Raw genomic sequence first — 14,261 nt, 5'->3', positions numbered from 1 at the left:
ATCTTCGATTCTTATGAATCGGGATTAATCCTTTTGAAAATCCTTATTACTGGGTGATCAAAAACGGTCCATGTTTCCTCGGCCTCTTCATCGTTCAGCGTCCTAAATTCTGCTTCCTTCTTGAATCCTAGCTTTCCAGAAAAAAGATCTGAGTAATACTTACTAAGTATTGGGTAATCCTTTGCAGAGTGGTTCATAAAAATCCTACGAGAGGGAATTATGATGTAGTCTGCTTTTCTGATATGGAGTTTAAGCTCATTCTGTAGTTTGGGATCTGCATCAAGCTCATAAAAGTTGAAAGAAATGTTCTTATAAGTTCTGGATTCTACGTTCCAAGTTTCAAGAAAAAGGGGTAGATCCACCACGTTGGCAGTTTCCTGCAGTATGTACGATTTGGGCGGTATATTTTTAGCCATCCATTTCGAAGCCTCAAATCTCACATCCTGTGATGTGTACACATTCATAAAAAAGATCCCCGGCAAAATGCAGATCGAGACAAGTACGTACCCAAGCCATCGTGGAAGTCTGGAGATGAAGACCGCTACGAAAATAACCATCAGCGGAAAAAAAGGAGACATAAATCTAGTCCATTTGGTATACGCCAAGGACCAGGGAATAAATATTGCCAAAAATGAAAAACGTAGGAAATTGTTTTTCCTACTGTAAGGAAGGACAAAGAAACTTATTATGAATAAAGCAAAAACAGGAACGCCTAATGCATAGGGAAAAATGCTAAGACCTTGAAATAGGAATGGAACCGAGTGTGAAAAGGTTCTTGTATAAAAAACCTGGACCGTTCCCATCGCAACACTCGATTCATACTTCATACTGCCAATAAAGTCGGTCCAGGAGATAAGATTATGTGGTGAAAGTAGAATCGCGGTCGCACCGGTAATAAAGCTGACAAAAATAAGCTCATTAAACCACTGCCAAAACTCTTCATAACGCGTCACTTTCCTGTACGACCTGCGAGGTCGTACATGGCCTAATGTGACAGCGTAAATAGGTAGTAGTAAGAAAGAAAGTGATGAGACCTTGGTCGCTATAGCCATACCCGTAACCACCCCAATCCATATATATATACTATCTACACCTTCGGAAGCACGCTCCGTATCTAGCTTTAGACATAGGAAGATAAGCCATGAAAAAAACAACATGAGCAAAGACTCAGTGGTACCAAAGTGGGCAAATTGGATAAGTGAAGGGGAGAAAATTAATAACAATATATACGGTATTTCGTATTTGGTATCTCGTATAAACATTCTTAAAATTCTTATTGAAACCGCTACAGTGGCTACAGATGCTACTGCGGAGATGAAACGCAAAGCTAATACCGCCTCCTCAAACCGGACTGTTCCTGCAACCTTGGTAATGAGTCTGTTTAGATGAACGAAAATGTATCCTAAATAAATCGGAAACTGCCCGTATGCAAAAAAATGTGGGTTGAAACACGATTTTAGATCTAAAGGAAATGTACACTGAAGCTGTTGAATCGCTACTGCGATATTTCTTTCATCTGGATGAAATGGGTAAGGTAATCCCCAAGAAAGGTTGACAAAGCGCGTAAAGACAAGCAGCGCTACGCTCAATCCCAAGGCTAACCACTTGATTTTTCGACTCATTCCAATTATTATATAGGTTGCTATGTCAGCATACGACTTCGTTTTTTTGCTTAATCAGGAAGAAGAGTTGGGAAACCTCAAGACTCTCATCACTTCTCTTGAGGGAACTGTGCAAGAAGAAAAACAACACGGAAAAAAAACCTTAGCTTATCCCATTAAGAAATTGATGGAAGCATCACTGTACCAATGGAAAATCACAATGCCTAAAAACAAGGTCACTGAGTTCAAAAAGAAACTAGGATTAAATGAGGTTCTTATCAGATATCTATTATTAGATATTTCTTAATATGGCTAGCCGATCTATAAATAAGGTTGTTCTTTTAGGAAACTTGACTCGAGATCCTGAAGTAAAGTACACACCAAGCGGAGCGGCTGTTTGTTCGTTTGGTTTAGCCACAAACAGAACCTGGACCACCGCAGAAGGTCAGACAAAGGAAGATACGCAGTTTCATCGCATCACAGCTTGGAATAAACTTGCAGAACTATGTGGTAAGCTTCTATCTAAAGGAAAGAAGGTCTATCTGGAAGGAAGACTTGCATACAGAAGTTACACCGCAAAAGATGGACAGCAAAAGAGCATAACGGAGATCATCATGGATGATTTCATTGTCTTCAGTAGCGCAAAGGCCGCTGGAGAGACTGAACACGAACATGAGGAAACGGTGACACCAACAGCCGATCATGCACATGAACCAGCAGGAGTCTCGTCAAAGATGGACGAGGAAGATGTAGTAAGTGAAAAGGAAGTCTCAAGTTCGAAGTCCGAGGTTATTAATCCAGACGACATACCATTTTAAAATTACAAATTTCTAATTAACCTAATTAACCTAAACAAATACCAATTTCCAAAACGCTTCGAATTAGAAGCTTGGGAATTATTTAGAAATTAGAATAATTAGCGCACTTAGAGCAATTAACCAAGATATGCACAAATGTTTTTTTTGCCAATTCGGAACAGATCCTAATTTTCTAGAGACTGAAAACCTTCAGAAGTTTTTATCTGCGAGAAAAAAAATTGCATCCCGCGAGATCTCAGGAATTTGTGCGGGTCATCAAAGAATGCTTACTAAGCACGTTAAGTACGCTCAGTTCTTAGGACTGCTTCCATACATCTCATACCACGGAGCTTAAGAAATATTTCTTATTTCTTATTTTCTATTTCTTATTTTATATCATCCATATTTTATTCCGCTCCTCAACTCAACCTCTCGCTGTCTTAACTAATGCGCAATAGCAACGATAAATGTTAAATCCATTATAATAATCATATGACAATCACCTTCACTATTTCAGTACCAGGAACTCTCCAGCTTACTTCGGGGCAGAACGTTGATTTTTCAACACCTTTATTACGATCTGCAGCACGCGAAGGCTTCCGTCTGGAAATAGCGGAGGAGCTTGGTATACCAAACGATAAGATATTTATGCACCTTGCAAAAATCGTCGGGGACACGGTGGAAGCGAATGAAATACTCGCAACAAAAAAATCAACCTTCGGAATAAAACAGATTGCATCACCTAAATCGGGAGTAATCAAACTTATTGATCATGAGACTGGGTCATTAATTATCGAAACACTTTCCGAATCCTTGAATGTATTATCCTGTTACTTTGTCGGTATCGTCAAGGAGGTAAAGGACTCAGATATATTACTTGAAGTTAGATCCTCCGATAAATATAAAATAAAGGACGTAGTCGGAGATTTTGGTGGTGAACTTATGTTCTGCGATGAGCAACATTTATCTGATCTAACCGAAGGAGACCTTGTAAATAAGGTGGTCTTTACGGAATCAATAAGACCTGCTGAGGCAGTGAGACTTGATGTACTTGGCGTAAGAGGTATTGTGACCAAAAATGATATTACAGAGAAGGAAGGTGTCAACTCAGCTGAGTTAGAGGATAAGGATTCGTGGGCCGAGGTTAAATCATCTAAACATACCCATTGCATCGTCGATAAAAAAAACTGTACAATGTATCTCTACGACGTTGAGTAATTTTTATATTGAATTTTTTAGTTTTTATTCAAGTTCAAATTTCTTATTTTTTTAAACTTTTCAAATTGACTTCAAATTCCAAATTTCGAACTATGAATAAGACAAATATCACCAGTATCATCTCTGGCCTTGCGATTGCCATTCTTCTTTTTGGCAGTGGTTTTAAGTTGGGTGAACTCAGCTCTTCCTCCTCAAGCGTCTCAGGCAAATATCTAGATCTCGTAAACATAAACACAGATAATGCGAAAAAAGCCAAATTTGACTTTGAACTGTACTGGCAAGTAATGGAGATGATGAATAAAAAGTATGTAGACAAGAAGTTACTTGATCCACAAAAAATGTTCTACGGAGCTCTCAAAGGAATGGTTGCGTCGGTTGGCGATCCTTACACTTACTTTCTGACGCCAGATGACAACAAGGCAATGAAGTCTGAACTTGGGGGAAGATTCGAGGGAATTGGTGCGTCGCTTGGTCTAAAAAATGGTCGAATAATAGTCATTGCTCCCATCAAGGGTTCACCTGCAGAAAAGGCGGGGATTCGCGCCGGTGATTATATTCAGAAAGTTGATGGTAAGGTTGCTAAGGACTGGACGCTACAGTTCACTGTATCGAAGATCAGAGGCACAAAGGGAACTAAAGTTTCAATAACGGTAGTTCGACCACCTTCACCTCAAGAATTAACTTTTTCTATCATACGCGATGAAATAAAAGTTGAGGCAGTCGAACTTTCGCATACAACTCTCAACTCCTGCAGAACTGAGTGTAAGAAGGTTGCGGTTATAAAAATTACGCAGTTTGGAGAGAATACGAACGAAGGTTGGAACAAAGCGGTCGATCAAGTAGCTGAGGAATGGAATAATAAAACTATTAGTGGGTTAGTTGTGGATCTCAGAGACAATCCAGGAGGCTTCCTAGACAGTGCAGTCTACCTATCATCAGAGTTTCTCCCTGTTGGCAAGGTCGTGGTAAAGCAAGAGTCAACGGTCAATCCCAATCGCACATATACTGTAGAGAGGGAGGGAAAACTATTAGATATACCGGTTTCGATGTTAGTAAATCAAGGATCGGCCTCTGCCTCAGAGATATTTTCAGGTGCGCTTCGTGATCATAAACGAGCTCAACTTGTGGGAACAAAGTCCTTTGGAAAAGGGTCGGTACAGGAAGCTCTCGATGTAAAAGGTGGAGCAGGACTTCATGTCACAATTGCAAAATGGATTCTTCCGAATGGGGACTGGATACATGGCAAAGGAATAATACCCAAATTTATAGTAGAAAATAAAGTTACTCAGGGAAATACTCTTACACGAGAATCAGACTCCCAACTCGACAAAGCCGTTGAAATTGCCCTCCAATAAGCTCGTTAAGTCCTCTCCCGTAGTGATATAATTATCTCGTATGGCATCACAGCAAGCTCTTCGAGGATTTAAGGATCAATATCCTGCTCAAAAAGCACAGCAGCAGTATATTTTTTCTAAGGTTCGAGAGGTAGCAAAACAACTCGGATATGAAGAATATGACGGCCCAATCGTGGAACCGGTCTCTTTGTATGCTGATAAAAGTTCTGAAGAGCTACTTGAGAAGCAGACATTTCAAATTAAGCCACGTGATAAAGACGATCAATGGATTTTGCGACCAGAAATGACTCCCACATTGGCCCGCATGGTCGCCGCCAAATCAAATGAACTAATTTTTCCACTTAGATACTTTAATATCGGACCTCGCTTCCGCTATGAAGCACCACAAAAAGGGAGAAGTAGGGAGTTTTGCCAGATGGACTTCGATCTTCTCGGAAGCACATCAGTCTTATCTGACGCAGAGGTACTTCTAGCGGTGGTCAATATTTTAAAATCTTTAGGTGCTACTGAAAAGGACTTTACGGTATTTCTTAACTCCCGCTCTTTCATGAAGCGAGAATTAGATGAAATAGGAATTAATGAATATGCGCTAACCGAAACGCTACAAAAGATTGACCGTATGGATAAGGGCGAGCAGAGCATTTCTCCGGAGGTCAAAAAATTAATTGAAACAGAAGTTGTAATCTCAGATGATGAATACTTCTCTTCGTTATTTGCAGTCTTAAAGAGTTATGGAATAGATCAATTTTTCAAAGTCGACCTCAAAACTGTTCGGGGACTAGACTACTACACTGGATTGGTTTTTGAGGTAAGAGATAAAGGCGAGCTTAGAAGAGCGATTCTTGGTGGAGGAAGGTATGACAACCTCATCTCCAAGTTCAATAAGACCGCCCAAATAACTGGAGTAGGATTTGCGGTATCCGATATAGTGCTACAGGAGTTTTTAGAAGAAAAAAAATTATTACCAGAACTGTCAACAAAATCTACTAAGGTTCTAGTTACGGTTTTTGACCAGAAGACACTGGGCGCTTCGATCGAAATCACATCTGTGCTACGAAAGGCAAACGTCTTCGTTGAGCTCTATCCAGAAACCGAAAAAAAACTTGAGAAGCAACTTAAGTATGCCGATAGAAACAACATTCCTTATGTTTTAATAATCGGCCCAGAAGAGGTTGAGAAAAATATTTACAAACTAAAAGACATGAAAACCAAGGAACAAACAACGGTTTCAAAAGATGATCTACTAAAAAAATTGACCTAATTAATCTAATTTCTAATTATTTTAAACAAATCCCAATTACAAATACTTTAGGTCAATTAGAAATTAGAGCACTTAGAAATTATCCATATGAACGTCAATCCAAACATTGTTATTATCGAAGCAGTTCCTGGTGTAGGAGGAGATGAATCTAAGCTTTGGATGAAGGAGCTACTGCTTTCTTACATCCGCTTTGCAGAACGTCACGGATTTAAGTACAACTACATTGAGGAAGATGTAATCAGAGTAAAGGGTGAAAATGTTTTTAATTTATTTAAAAATGAAACCGGAGTTCATCGAGTTCAACGGGTTCCTGATACTGAAAGGAAAGGAAGAATACATACCTCCACCTGCATCATCGTTGTCCTTCCTCACATCAACGCCTATGAGGTCAAGATAAATCCAAGCGAGCTCGAGTGGCAGTTTTTCCGAGCGGGTGGGCACGGTGGTCAGAATGTGAATAAGGTTGCGACCGCGGTCCGACTTACCCATAAACCAACGGGACTCGTAGTCACAGCTCAGACCGAACGTCAACAGATGCAAAATAGAGAAATTGCAATGGAATTGCTTCTTGGAAAGTTATATCAACTTGAAAAAGAACGAGAACGAGGAGTCTCTCAGTCCTACGTACAAAATATCGGAACGGGGGAGCGCTCAGACAAAATTCGCACATATAACTTTCCCCAAAATCGCCTTACCGATCACCGCATAAACAAAAGTTTTCATAACCTTGAGGACATTATTGCCAACGGCAGATGGGAAAAGGTATTTGGATTAAACTAAGATGATTTCCTGCAAATTCGAGGATGGTGGAGAAGCGAATCTACGTCATTTGGTAGTTGATGCCATTGTTGTTGACCACGGCAAAATCTTACTCATAAAACGTGCGAAGCACCTGACTAACGGCGGTAAGTTTGCCATCCCAGGAGGATTTCTCGATCGTGACGAGACCGCAGAGCAGGCGGTGGTTCGTGAGGTGAAGGAAGAAACCGGATATGATTCGGTTGTCGTAAAGCTATTTACAATTATAGATAATCCAGACCGTCCACAAGAGGACCGACAAAATGTAGCATTTGTATACGTAATGAAACCTCTTACTCAGTCCGGAGTTGCAGACTCGGAGGTCTCAGATGTTCGATGGTTTGATCTTGATCAACTACCATCAGAAAAAGACTTTGCCTTCGATCACTATCACACAATTTTGAAATACAAAAAGAATTACATAGCCTGAATTTTGTGCTATAATTAGTTTCTTGCGCTACTCGTTACACGTTTTGCGCTACATGATCTCATGCAAGCAGCCATTCATCCACAGTTTATTGAAGCTACCGTTATCTGTTCTTGCGGCAACACCTTCAAAACCAAATCCTTGAAACCAAGCATTTCAATTGATGTGTGCTCGAAATGTCATCCGTACTTTACCGGTGAACATAAATTCATTGATACGAAAGGACGTGTAGAAAGCTTCCAAAAGAAACAGCAACTAGCGCAATCTATGCAGAAATCTGGTGTAGGTAAGTCTAAAAAGAAGGGCAAGTCACTAGAAAACGAACCTAAATCGCTTAAAGAACTCTTAGGAGATCTTTAAATCGTATTACTTATATGGTATTCGGTATTCCGTATTAATATACGAAATATCTGCCTGCCGACAGGCAGGCTTGATACGAGATACGAGATACGGTATAATACAGCATCGCTTTTCACAAAGACCTTAGGTTTCCGAATTAATCGGGATAAAATAAAGTTCCTAAGCAGTGAATAAATATGGCAAATCAAGCAAAAAAAACACAGGTAGTCAGTCTTGTTGAACTTCTCAACAGCACCCCAAACTTCGCACTTGTTAAGTACGAAAAAACAAAGCACAAGTCCCTTGAAGAACTGCGAAAGGGTCTTAAAGAGCATCAAGCTCAGATCAGAGTAGTAAAAAATACCTTACTTCAGAAAGCCCTACAGACAAAAGCAGCTTCTATGAAAGAGGTAAATGAGTTGGTTCAAAAATCTTTCCACTAAAAGAGAGTACAGCAGTACTTACTCTTAGTGAAGACTATGCAAAGGCATTAAAGTCCTTTCACACATTTGCTAAAAAGGATGCGACGCTATCTTTTAAGATAGGACTTCTAGACAATACCGTTTATCTTGCAGACGATCTTCAAAAGATCGCAATTCTTCCATCCAAGGAAGAGCTCATTGCCAAGTTGATCGGTGGACTCAAGTCTCCATCTAGCAAGTTGGTATATGCGCTAAAGTTCAACATTTCGAAATTAACACTAGTATTAAAAGAAAGAGCAAAGCAAGCTAACTGATTATTAAAAATTCTAAATTGAATTCAAATTTCGAATTTCGAAATTCAAATTAAGATTGGGGGTGACACATACATGGCAGAATTATCAGATAAAACAAAAAAAATCGCAGAACAGATCGAAGGACTTACTGTAGTTGAGGTAGCAGAACTTGCTTCTTACTTAGAAGAAAAGTTTGGTGTCACCGCAATGGCAGCAGTAGCAGCACCAGCAGGAGCAGCAGCACCAGCTGAAGCGGCTGAGGAAAAAACCTCATTTACCGTTGTTCTAACAGCAGCAGGAGACAACAAACTTGGTGTTATTAAAGCCCTACGCGAAATTAATCCTCAACTCGGATTGATGGAAGCTAAGAAGGTTGCAGAATCAGCTCCTCAAGACATTCTTAAAGATGTTAAGAAGGAACCAGCAGAAGATGCAAAAAAGAAACTTGAAGCAGCAGGTGCTAAAGTGGAATTAAAGTAATTTAATTCCATCCCCGGCTTGATCGGGGATCTAAAAAAGAAATTTTAAATCCCCCGAACTTCGGGGGATTTTTTTATATATTACGGCTAGACTTGGGCCTATTTTTTTGCTAGACTTAAGGCTAACATATGGCAGCATCAGGGACAAAATATAGCGCAGAATCGATCGTAGTCCTTGAGGGACTTGAACCAGTACGAAAACGACCTGGAATGTATATTGGTTCCACTTCTCAGACCGGAGTAAATCACTGTCTCCAAGAAATTTTAGATAACGCAATCGATGAGTCACTTGCTGGATTCTGCAAGAATATCTATGTAACAATCGAAGAAAATAACTACCTGACTGTTTTTGATGATGGTCGAGGAATTCCAGTTGAGATAAACGCCAAACACAAAACATCTGCACTTGAGTTAGTAATGACCAAGCTTCATGCAGGCGGTAAGTTCTCAACATCTGCGTACAAAGTCTCAGGAGGTCTGCACGGAGTAGGAGCATCGGTAGTAAACGCTTTGTCGGAACACCTCGTTGTTGAGGTAAAAAGAGACGGATCGCTGTATCGACAGGAATATAAAAGAGGCGTTCCTACCGGTCCAGTAAAAAAGGTAAAGGAGTCAATGCTCAACTTTCCATATAGCCAAGGAACGGCAGTCTCATTCCTCCCAGATCCAGAGATCTTTAAGGAAACCGTTGAGATCCATTATGGCAATTTCAAAAAACAGGTAAAGGAACGCGCGTACCTTATCAACAGAGTATCATTCAAGGTCGAAAATAAAAAAACGAAGGAAAAAGTATCCTACTACTTCGATGGAGGAATCCTCTCCCTGCTCCGCGACATCAATAGAGGTAAAAACTAGTTCATGACGCAATCTATCTTAAAAGACAGGTTGACGATAAGGAACTTGAGGTGGCTATTCAGTACAACGACTCAATCAACGAACATGTTATGTCCTTTGTGAACGTTATCAACACGATTGAAGGCGGAGCTCATTTAACAGGATTCAGAATCGCCCTAACCAAGTCTATAAACAGCTATGCCAAGAGCATACTTAGCGAAAAAGATCTAAAAGATGCTATTACCGGAGAGGACACAAAAGAAGGTCTATCAGCAATTGTATACGTCAAAATGCCTTCCACAAATCTTCAGTTTGAAGGTCAGACAAAGACTAAGCTTGGAAACTCAGAGGTACAGACAATGGTACAGCAGACAGTAGGAGAACATCTTGATGTTTTCTTTGAGGAAAATCCGCGTGTAGCTCGAGATATTGTGGCAAGAATATTACTAGCCCAAAAAGCTCGACTGGCAGCTAAAGCGGCGAAGGATGCGGTCCTGAGAAAAGGAGCCTTAGAAGGAGCTACTCTTCCAGGTAAACTTGCTGACTGTTCCGAAAAAGATCCTGCTAAGTCTGAGCTGTTTTTAGTAGAGGGTAACTCGGCAGGTGGCACGGCCAAACAAGGAAGAAATCGCAAATTTCAGGCAATTCTCGCACTACGAGGAAAAGTTCTAAACACAGAACGAGCATATCTAGACAAGGTTCTTGCTTTTAAGGAGCTTAAGGATCTTGTTATCGCGCTTGGAATGGGAATCGGAGAGAATATCGACTACCAAAAACTTCGTTACCATAAGGTCGCGATCATGACAGATGCGGACGTTGACGGAGAGCACATAAGAACTCTGCTTCTTACCTTTTTCTTTAGACATCTGCCTGATATTATTTTTAAGGGACATCTTTATATCGCTCAGCCACCACTTTTTAAGATTCAGGCCGGTAAAAAAATTGCCTATGCATTTTCTCCGGATGAGAGAGATGCTGCTTTGAAGACAATGAGTGAAAATGCTATAGTTCAGAGGTATAAAGGTCTGGGAGAGATGAATGCCGAACAGCTCTGGGAAACAACCATGAACCCGGACAATCGAATTCTAAAACAGGTTACAATTGACGATGCTACAGAAGCAGATCATGTTTTTACTATGTTAATGGGAGATGAGGTCCCACCAAGAAAGAAATTTATTGTTACGCATGCGAAGCTTGCCAATCTTGATTTTTAAGTTATAAATTAAATTTTTAATATATGAATTTATCAAAACTTTCCGCCGGAAAAGACCCAATGAAGGGTGAGATTATGGCCGTTATAGAGATCCCAGAAGGATCGTACATTAAGTACGAGGTCGATAAAGATAGCGAGATGGTGATGGTTGATCGCTTTGCTTACACAACCATGGCATTCCCAGCCAACTATGGATTTATTCCAAGCACACATGGCGAAGATGGCGATCCTCTTGACGTGCTTGTTATTACCCCTAGCCCCCTTCACCCAGGTGTAGGAATTGAGGCAAGAGTTGTTGGTATGCTAGAAATGGAGGATGAGGCAGGAATTGACACAAAAATCATTGCTCTCCCAACAAAAAAGGCGGACCCGTTTCATGCACATATCGATTCTGTCGATCAGCTGGATGAAATCGTGAAGAAAAAAATCAAACACTACTTCGATCATTACAAAGATCTTGAGCCTAATAAGTGGGTGAAAACAAAAGATTTCTTAGGAAAAGATGCAGCCATCGAAGCAATTAAGAAATCTATGAAGTGAATTGACCTAATTGATCTAATTTCTAATTGACCTAAAAATGGTTTTTAGAACTTGGTGCTTGTTTAGGTTAATTAGATTAATTAGGGTACTTATAAATTTATAAAATATGTCAGACGAAGGATATAACAACAAAGGAGTTCAAAAAACCGAGATAGCCTCGGAGATGAAGCGAGCATATCTTGATTACGCGATGTCGGTCATCGTGTCTCGAGCACTACCAGATGTTCGTGATGGTTTAAAACCAGTACACAGAAGGATTCTTTTCGCGATGCATAAGATGGGTCTGAACTTCAGTGCACGGTTCTCAAAGTCAGCGTCAGTGGTCGGAGAAGTTCTGGGTAAGTATCATCCACATGGTGACTCGCCAGTATACGAAGCCTTAGCTCGTATGGCACAGGACTTCACTATGCGCTATCCGCTTATCCGTGGACAAGGTAACTTCGGATCTATCGATGGAGACCCCCCAGCTGCTATGCGTTACACAGAGGTAAAGCTTGCCAAGATTGCTGAGGAGCTGCTACTTGATATTGAAAAGGAGACTGTCGACTATATCGACAACTTTGATGGACGACTACAGGAACCAACATTTCTACCAGCCAAACTTCCCAATCTACTTCTCATGGGAGCAGAGGGAATTGCAGTAGGCATGGCTACAAAAATTCCACCTCATAATCTTGCTGAGCTGATCGATGCAATTACATTCTCAATAGATAAAGCCGTCCTTGCAACGATAGACGCAAAAAAGAAAGTCGTCACGGAGGCCAAGCAAGATATGTTAAGACTCAGCTATCAGACAACTACAGAAGAGCTTTTGGAGTATGTAAAGGGTCCTGATTTCCCAACTTACGGTGTAATTTATGGAGCAAAAGAAATCCAAGAAGTATACGCAACCGGACGCGGAAAAATTCTCATTCGAGGAGTTGTAGAGGAGGAGGAGCTAGACCGTGGTAGACAGGCAATCGTAATTACGCAACTTCCGTATCAGGTAAATAAAGCTAATTTGGTTGAGAAGATTGCGAACTTAGTAAACGATAAAAAAATGGTTGGCATATCGGATCTGCGAGATGAGTCAGACAGAGACGGCATTCGTGTAGTTATTGAGCTAAAGCGTGATGCTTCGTATAAAAAAGTACTAAATAATTTATTTAAGTTTACCGAACTACAGACTACCTTCCCTGCAAACATTGTTGCGCTTGTTGACGGCATTCCTCAAACTCTCGGTCTCAAGCCAATTCTTGAACACTACATAAAACATAGAGTAACGGTGATTGTTAAACGATCTGAGTACGAGCTTGCACAGGCTAAGTATCGAGCGCATATTCTGGAAGGATACCTAATCGCACTAGACCACATCGATGAGGTAATCAAGGTCATTAAAACTTCCAAAAATGAGCCTGAGGCCAAAACGAGCTTAATGGCGAAGTTTAAGCTTTCAGAAATACAAGCACAGTCGATTCTCGACATGCAGTTGAAACGATTAACGGGTCTCGAGAGAGCAAAGATTGAAGAAGAACTCAAAGAACTAAAAAAGAAAATAGCATATTTAGAGGGTCTTCTGAAAGATGTATTCAAGATTCTTGGAGTTATTAAGGATGAGATTGCTGAGCTTAAGACAAAGTTTGGTGATGAGCGTCGTACCAAGGTAATTAAATCAAGACCAGGAGAGATCACCGATGAACAACTTATTGAGAACAAAGAGGTAATAGTTGTGATGACCAAAGAAGGATACATCAAGCAGGTGGATAGACAGACATTTAAGGTCCAGAACCGAGGAGGAAAGGGAGTGATGGGAATAGAGACAAAGGACACCGATAATGTGGCATTTGTGAAGACCGCAATGGCTCACGACTACATCTTGTTCTTCTCAAATCAAGGAAGAGTCTTTCAAACACGCGTCTGGGAAATTCCACTTGGAACAAGAACCTCAAAAGGTAAAGCTGTTGCAAATCTTGTAACCCTTCGGCCTGAAGAAAAAATCACATCTCTGCTCACATATGACAAAGATTCACCGATGGTCAACACCACCTTTGTTCTCATGTCTACGAAAGACGGTACTGTGAAAAAAACGCCATTCGATCAGTTCGCACATATTCGAACGAACGGCATAGTCGCCATTAAACTTGACGCAAAAGATGAACTATTGTGGGTCGGCCTCACCGATGGAAAAAAACACATCATTCTCACAACTCGTGATGGAAAAGCAATAGTCTTTAACGAGTCTGAGATAAGGCCAACAGGACGATCTTCAATGGGCGTCAAAGGAATTACACTAGAAAACAATAATGCAGTCATTGCAGCTCATGCATTTGGATCTGAGGAGTTTAAACAAAATCTATTCGTAATAGGAGAAAGGGGAGTTGGTAAAAAAACTCAGCTATCTAATTTCAAAGGTCAGCACAGAGCAGGGAAAGGCGTTAAGGTTGCGTCAGTTGACGATAAGATGGGGAAAATTGCCTTCGTAGAAATAGTGCAAGATGGCGATGAGGGAGTAATTATCACTAGCTCTCAAGGACAAGTCGTAAAGATCCCACTTAAGGACATTCCTTCTAGATCAAGGAGTGCAAAAGGAGTCATACTTATGAGATTTTCGCAGGCAGGAGATAAGGTCTCCACTGCCACACTGCTTTAAGGATATCCATTCACATTAAGTTTGGTATAATAGAGCATCAGAATAAGCTGAAATC

14 protein-coding genes and 1 pseudogene are annotated in these 14,261 nt (G+C 40.6%); 14 read left to right on the top strand and 1 reads right to left on the bottom strand.

The genetic code is table 11. The features are described from left to right. Positions 1–11 precede the first annotated feature (11 nt). On the bottom strand, positions 12–1,622 hold the full coding sequence (locus IPH70_01720) for a hypothetical protein (GenBank protein QQR64223.1): 1,611 nt from the start codon (positions 1,620–1,622) through the stop codon (positions 12–14). A 22-nt stretch (positions 1,623–1,644) separates the two neighbouring features. On the opposite strand from IPH70_01720, the gene rpsF reads away from it, so the two are divergent. The 14 genes and pseudogenes from rpsF (at position 1,645) to gyrA (ending at position 14,206) form a co-directional block, all read left to right on the top strand. Continuing rightward, a complete protein-coding gene (gene rpsF, locus IPH70_01715) occupies positions 1,645–1,908 on the top strand; it encodes a 30S ribosomal protein S6 (protein ID QQR64222.1) in 264 nt (87 codons plus the stop codon). A gap of 1 nt (position 1,909) precedes the next feature. Next, on the top strand, positions 1,910–2,419 hold the full coding sequence (ssb, locus tag IPH70_01710; protein QQR64221.1) for a single-stranded DNA-binding protein: 510 nt from the start codon (positions 1,910–1,912) through the stop codon (positions 2,417–2,419). Positions 2,420–2,546: 127 nt separating this feature from the next. Then, on the top strand, positions 2,547–2,753 hold the full coding sequence (gene rpsR / locus IPH70_01705) for a 30S ribosomal protein S18 (protein QQR64220.1): 207 nt from the start codon (positions 2,547–2,549) through the stop codon (positions 2,751–2,753). Between the two features lie 137 nt (positions 2,754–2,890). Then, entirely contained in the window at positions 2,891–3,616 is a 726-nt protein-coding gene (locus IPH70_01700; GenBank protein QQR64219.1) for a hypothetical protein, read from the top strand. 92 nt (positions 3,617–3,708) lie between these two features. Beyond that, entirely contained in the window at positions 3,709–4,971 is a 1,263-nt protein-coding gene (locus tag IPH70_01695) for a S41 family peptidase (protein QQR64218.1), read from the top strand. 40 nt (positions 4,972–5,011) lie between these two features. Further along, a complete protein-coding gene (gene hisS / locus IPH70_01690; GenBank protein ID QQR64217.1) occupies positions 5,012–6,232 on the top strand; it encodes a histidine--tRNA ligase in 1,221 nt (406 codons plus the stop codon). Between the two features lie 87 nt (positions 6,233–6,319). Further along, positions 6,320–7,012: a PCRF domain-containing protein gene (locus IPH70_01685; protein QQR64216.1), complete on the top strand. Its 693-nt coding sequence runs from the start codon at positions 6,320–6,322 to the stop codon at positions 7,010–7,012. 1 nt (position 7,013) lies between these two features. Further along, on the top strand, positions 7,014–7,460 hold the full coding sequence (locus IPH70_01680) for an NUDIX hydrolase (protein QQR64215.1): 447 nt from the start codon (positions 7,014–7,016) through the stop codon (positions 7,458–7,460). A gap of 60 nt (positions 7,461–7,520) precedes the next feature. Further along, positions 7,521–7,817, top strand: coding sequence for a 50S ribosomal protein L31 (gene rpmE, locus IPH70_01675; protein QQR64214.1), 297 nt, complete (start codon positions 7,521–7,523; stop codon positions 7,815–7,817). A 176-nt stretch (positions 7,818–7,993) separates the two neighbouring features. Further along, the gene (gene rplJ, locus IPH70_01670; GenBank protein ID QQR64213.1) at positions 7,994–8,239 is read left to right on the top strand and encodes a 50S ribosomal protein L10; all 246 of its coding nucleotides are present in this window, start codon (positions 7,994–7,996) and stop codon (positions 8,237–8,239) included. Between the two features lie 365 nt (positions 8,240–8,604). Beyond that, complete coding sequence (gene rplL, locus IPH70_01665; GenBank protein ID QQR64212.1) at positions 8,605–8,991, top strand: 50S ribosomal protein L7/L12; 387 nt, start codon at positions 8,605–8,607, stop codon at positions 8,989–8,991. Positions 8,992–9,119: 128 nt separating this feature from the next. Beyond that, positions 9,120–11,038: pseudogene (locus IPH70_01660) on the top strand (DNA gyrase subunit B). A 23-nt stretch (positions 11,039–11,061) separates the two neighbouring features. Next, positions 11,062–11,577 (top strand): inorganic diphosphatase, encoded by a 516-nt coding sequence (ppa, locus tag IPH70_01655; protein ID QQR64211.1) that lies wholly within the window; start codon positions 11,062–11,064, stop codon positions 11,575–11,577. A gap of 106 nt (positions 11,578–11,683) precedes the next feature. Continuing rightward, entirely contained in the window at positions 11,684–14,206 is a 2,523-nt protein-coding gene (gene gyrA / locus IPH70_01650) for a DNA gyrase subunit A (protein ID QQR64210.1), read from the top strand. Positions 14,207–14,261: the final 55 nt, after the last annotated feature.

Source organism: Candidatus Roizmanbacteria bacterium, assembly GCA_016699265.1.
In the GTDB taxonomy this organism is placed as follows: domain Bacteria; phylum Patescibacteriota; class Microgenomatia; order UBA1406; family GWC2-37-13; genus CAZLQR01.
Note: the sequence above shows the minus strand (reverse complement) of the source record. Positions and strands in the feature narration are given on the sequence as shown.

What these genes read in the sequence shown, in the direction of transcription:
- IPH70_01720 (QQR64223.1), bottom strand. Translation starts at nt 1,622, where the DNA reads ATGAGTCGAAAAATCAAGTGGTTAGCCTTGGGATTGAGCGTAGCGCTG.
- rpsF (QQR64222.1), top strand. Translation starts at nt 1,645, where the DNA reads ATGTCAGCATACGACTTCGTTTTTTTGCTTAATCAGGAAGAAGAGTTG.
- ssb (QQR64221.1), top strand. Translation starts at nt 1,910, where the DNA reads ATGGCTAGCCGATCTATAAATAAGGTTGTTCTTTTAGGAAACTTGACT.
- rpsR (QQR64220.1), top strand. Translation starts at nt 2,547, where the DNA reads ATGCACAAATGTTTTTTTTGCCAATTCGGAACAGATCCTAATTTTCTA.
- IPH70_01700 (QQR64219.1), top strand. Translation starts at nt 2,891, where the DNA reads ATGACAATCACCTTCACTATTTCAGTACCAGGAACTCTCCAGCTTACT.
- IPH70_01695 (QQR64218.1), top strand. Translation starts at nt 3,709, where the DNA reads ATGAATAAGACAAATATCACCAGTATCATCTCTGGCCTTGCGATTGCC.
- hisS (QQR64217.1), top strand. Translation starts at nt 5,012, where the DNA reads ATGGCATCACAGCAAGCTCTTCGAGGATTTAAGGATCAATATCCTGCT.
- IPH70_01685 (QQR64216.1), top strand. Translation starts at nt 6,320, where the DNA reads ATGAACGTCAATCCAAACATTGTTATTATCGAAGCAGTTCCTGGTGTA.
- IPH70_01680 (QQR64215.1), top strand. Translation starts at nt 7,014, where the DNA reads ATGATTTCCTGCAAATTCGAGGATGGTGGAGAAGCGAATCTACGTCAT.
- rpmE (QQR64214.1), top strand. Translation starts at nt 7,521, where the DNA reads ATGCAAGCAGCCATTCATCCACAGTTTATTGAAGCTACCGTTATCTGT.
- rplJ (QQR64213.1), top strand. Translation starts at nt 7,994, where the DNA reads ATGGCAAATCAAGCAAAAAAAACACAGGTAGTCAGTCTTGTTGAACTT.
- rplL (QQR64212.1), top strand. Translation starts at nt 8,605, where the DNA reads ATGGCAGAATTATCAGATAAAACAAAAAAAATCGCAGAACAGATCGAA.
- ppa (QQR64211.1), top strand. Translation starts at nt 11,062, where the DNA reads ATGAATTTATCAAAACTTTCCGCCGGAAAAGACCCAATGAAGGGTGAG.
- gyrA (QQR64210.1), top strand. Translation starts at nt 11,684, where the DNA reads ATGTCAGACGAAGGATATAACAACAAAGGAGTTCAAAAAACCGAGATA.